At 27.2% G+C, this 4,445-nt stretch carries 3 protein-coding genes and 1 pseudogene; 2 read left to right on the top strand and 2 right to left on the bottom strand.

From position 1 onward, the window contains the following. Positions 1-162 precede the first annotated feature (162 nt). Positions 163-693, bottom strand: coding sequence for a transcriptional repressor LexA (gene lexA, locus Q5F54_RS10945; protein ID WP_281539020.1), 531 nt, complete (start codon positions 691-693; stop codon positions 163-165). A gap of 332 nt (positions 694-1,025) precedes the next feature. Here lexA and nrdE point away from each other — a divergent pair, with 332 nt between their 5' ends. Both nrdE and nrdF read left to right on the top strand, forming a co-directional pair. Further along, complete coding sequence (gene nrdE / locus Q5F54_RS10940) at positions 1,026-3,125, top strand: class 1b ribonucleoside-diphosphate reductase subunit alpha (protein WP_281539021.1); 2,100 nt, start codon at positions 1,026-1,028, stop codon at positions 3,123-3,125. A gap of 14 nt (positions 3,126-3,139) precedes the next feature. Next, on the top strand, positions 3,140-4,111 hold the full coding sequence (gene nrdF, locus Q5F54_RS10935) for a class 1b ribonucleoside-diphosphate reductase subunit beta (protein ID WP_302334423.1): 972 nt from the start codon (positions 3,140-3,142) through the stop codon (positions 4,109-4,111). Between the two features lie 113 nt (positions 4,112-4,224). Here nrdF and Q5F54_RS10930 read toward each other — a convergent pair. Beyond that, positions 4,225-4,445 (bottom strand): annotated as a pseudogene (locus Q5F54_RS10930) (amidohydrolase); the annotation flags it as partial.

Below are 4,445 nucleotides of genomic sequence, written 5' to 3'. Positions count from 1 at the left end.
GAGCCACTGCGTGGGCGAAGCATTTCAAAATCTTTTTTACGCTCAAAACCAGTTGATTGATATTACTTACATTCAGAAGTTATCCACATTTTTTTAAATATTATAATATCCTTAAGCGTAAAAAAGTTATGAGAAGATATCTTCTCATAACTTTTACATTTTTTAATAAAATTTACTTTTTAAAATACCTACTGCACAACCAATTATTCTTACATCATCTATTGGCATTGCAATTGGTTCGTACTTATTATTTTCTGGAGATAATATAGCATATTTTCCGTCTATATTTATTCTTTTTATCGTTGCATATCCATCTATATCGACAGCAACTATTTCTCCATTATATACTGCATCTTGCTTTTTTATAACGACTAAATCACTATCATGTATGTTGGCATTTATCATACTATCTCCATTTATCTTTAGCATAAATGTATCTTTTGATGATTTTACTAGCCAACTTGGAAGATAAAAGCTACCTTCTATTTCGTCATTTATATAAATCGGCATACCTGCTGCTATTTCACTATATACAGGTATTTTAGTAACATCTTCTTCTATTTCATTATCTTCAAATATTATTTCTTCTATTTTACTAGGGTCTCTTTGAAAATTAATTTTTCTTCCCTTTTTTAAATCTATATACTCATAACTTTCAATAAATAATGAAAGTTCCATTTGAAAACTTTTCATCTATTAATCCCCTTTCTTAGGTTTATTTATACCTATTTATTTATCTATTTAAACATATATCATAATCAAATTCTTATTATATACATATTAATACTTCTATTATACCTATAAATACATTTTCTGTGGTAATTTATTTATATTTGAGCAAGGATATATCGTTGGTGAAATGAAGTGTTTCGCCGACACGTCGCTCAAACAAAGCGAATTTTTTATAAATAATTATTAATATGATTAAAAATATCACCTTTGGTGTATATACCATATGTAGTGTTTAAATTGCAAACAAACTACTATATATAGTTTTAAAATAACTTGACAAAAGGTGGATTAATATGAATTGGATAAAATTGAATAATCAAGTAATAATTAAGGATAATGAGGGTAAGTATCAACTAGATAAAGATAAAGAAGCTTTAAATAGTTATTTAGATGAATATATTTCTCCAAAGATAAAAAAATTTAATAATTTAGAAGAAAAATTGCAATATTTAATAGAAAATGAATACTATTGCAAAGATACATTAAATAAATATAGCTTAAGCTTTATAACAAATTTATTTGACTTTATAAAAAAACATAATTTTGAATTTAAGTCTTATATGAGTGCAAACAAATTCTACCAAAATTATGCATTAAAAACTAATGACGGTAAAGAAATATTAGAAACTTATAATGATAAAGTATTAATAGTATCTTTAGCATTAGCTGATGGTGATGAGAGCTTTGCATTTGATTTAGCTGAAAAATTAATAAAACAAGAGTTTCAACCTGCTACTCCAACATTTTTAAATGCTGGTAGAAAAAGAGCTGGTGAATTAGTTTCATGCTTTTTATTATCTGTAGAAGATAGTACAGAAGGTATATCTTATGCAATTTCATCAGCAAACCATTTATCTAAAATAGGTGGCGGTGTTGCTTTAAACCTTTCAAGATTAAGAGCATCAAACGAACCTATCAAAAATATTGAAGGAGCTGCTGGTGGTGTAGTTGGTGTAGCTAAAATGTTAGAACAATCATTTTCATATTTTAATCAAATGGGTGCTAGGCAAGGTGCTGGAGCTGTTTATTTATCAGTATTTCATCCTGATTTTGAACTTTTGATGGATACTAAAAAAATAAATGCAGACGAAAAAATAAGACTAGCTTCTCTTTCATTAGGTGCCATTATTCCTGATAAGTTTATGGAACTTGCTGAAAAAAATGAAAAAGCTTATGCCTTTTATCCTCATTCTGTATATAAAAAATATGGTATCAACTTTGATGATATTGATATTAACGAGTGGTATGATAAATTAGTAAATGATAATGATATACGAAAAAAAGAAATAAATCCAAGACAAATGTTAACTAAAATAGCTCAAATGCAACAAGAAAGTGGATATCCATATGTTGTATTTTTAGATACTGCAAATAAAGAACATACTTTAAAGGATGTTGGAAGAATAAAAATGTCAAATTTATGTTGTGAAATATTCCAATATCAAACTCCATCAGATATTAATGGGTACTGTGGTAACAATAATTGGGGCCAAGATATAAGTTGTAATTTAGGCTCTTTAAATATAGCAAATGTTATGGATAATAAAGATATAGAAAGAACTGTAAAAACTTCTATTCGTGCATTATCATTTGTATCTGATAAAACTAATATAGATAAAGTTCCAACTGTTAAAAATGGAAATGATTCTTCTCATTCTATTGGATTAGGTGCTATGAATTTACATGGGTACTTAATGAGAGAAAATATATTATATACATCTGATGAAGCTATAGATTTTTCAAATGTATTTTTCGCTATAATAAGATACTACTCTATAAAAGCATCTATGGAATTAGCTATAGATAAAAATGTTAAATTTAAAGGCTTTGAGAAATCTGAATATGCAAAAGGAAATAAAAGTAAAGTTCTTTCAAAATATTATAATGAATCTTTCTTACCAAAAACAGAAAAAGTATCTAAATTATTTGAAGGTATATATATTCCAACTAATAAGGATTGGGCCGACCTTTTAGATAAAGTTAAAATAAATGGTTTATATAATGCTTACTTATTAGCCATTGCTCCTACTCAAAGTATTAGTTATGTTCAAAATGCAACTTCAAGTATAATGCCTATTATGGAACCTGTTGAAGTTAGAACTTATGGTGATTCAACTACTATATACCCTATGCCATTTTTAACTAATGAAAATATGCTATACTATCAATCAGCATATAGAATGGATATGAGAAAGGTTATAGACTTAGTAGCTACTGTTCAAAAACATGTTGACCAAGGTATATCTACAACATTATTTGTCACAGATGATAAAACAACTAGAGATATAGCAAGGTATTATATATATGCATATAAAAAAGGTCTTAAAAGTTTGTATTATACAAGAACTAAAATGACTAGAGAGAATAATGAATGTTTAAGTTGTTCAGTTTAAGGGGGTAAAATATTATGACATTTAATTTAAAAAGAATTCACAAGGCAGTTAACTGGAACAAAGAAGATGATGGCTTTACACAAGCGTTTTGGGAACAAAATGTTAAGCAGTTTTGGCTTCCCGAAGAAATATCTGTATCTAAAGACTTAAAATGTTGGAGTATGCTAAGTGAAAAAGAAAAAGAATTATATAAAAAGGTATTGGCAGGGCTTACATTGTTAGATACAAAACAAGGAAATAATGGAGTACCATCTATGATGAATTTAACAGAAAACTTACAAAGAAAAGCTGTTTTATCATTTATGGGTACAATGGAAGAAATTCATGCAAAGAGTTATTCATCAATATTTATGACATTACTTTCTAATGATCAAATAGATGAATTATTCAATTGGATAGAAAATGAACCAACTTTACAGAGAAAAGCTGATTTAATATTAGCTCAATATGAAAATACTAATGACAATGAAAGCTTATATCTTTCTATGGTAACTAGTGTATTTTTAGAAAGTTTCTTATTTTACTCTGGATTTTTCTATCCTCTATACTTAGCAGGACAAGGAAAAATGGTTGCTAGTGGTGAGATAATATCCTTAATACTTAGAGATGAGTCTTTACATGGCAAATATATTGGACTTTTGGCTCAAGAATTATTTAATTCTTTTGATAAATATAAAAAAAGTGAATTAAAAAATAAAGCTTATTCTATATTTGAAAGTCTTATGGAAAATGAAATTAACTATACTAAGACGATTTATGATGGAACTGGTTTTACTAATGAAGTTATAAACTTCTTAAAGTACAATGCTAATAGAGCATTAGAAAACTTAGGCTTTGAAAGCTATTATGAAGTTTCAGATATAAATCCAATAGTTTTAAATGGTTTAAGTACAGAAACTAAATCTCATGACTTCTTCTCTACTAAAGGTAATGGATATCAAAAAGGTATTTATGAAGAGTTAGAAGATGAAGATTTTATAATATAAATTACATTAGATAAATAAAAATCCTAAAGATTTACAATAAATCTTTAGGATTCTTATTTTATCTGTATTATAAAAATTAAATAAGCTAATGATTCTATTATATTATTATATCCCTACTTGTTGTTTTTTAACCATGTTATAGCACTGTGAGCATGTATAGCAGCTCCAGTTGGTAATATATCTTCATTGAATACTACTTTTGAGTTATGCATTGGAACACCGAATTCTTCATTTTCATTCTTAGCTCCAGCACCTAATATGATGTATAAGCTTGGCACTTCATATGAATAAGATGCGAAGTCCTCAGAACCCATTCCGCCACCTTCAAATACGA

It is taken from the genome of uncultured Romboutsia sp. (assembly GCF_958366745.1).
GTDB classification, from domain to species: domain Bacteria; phylum Bacillota; class Clostridia; order Peptostreptococcales; family Peptostreptococcaceae; genus Romboutsia; species Romboutsia timonensis.
This window is presented reverse-complemented; position numbering and strand designations above follow the sequence as displayed.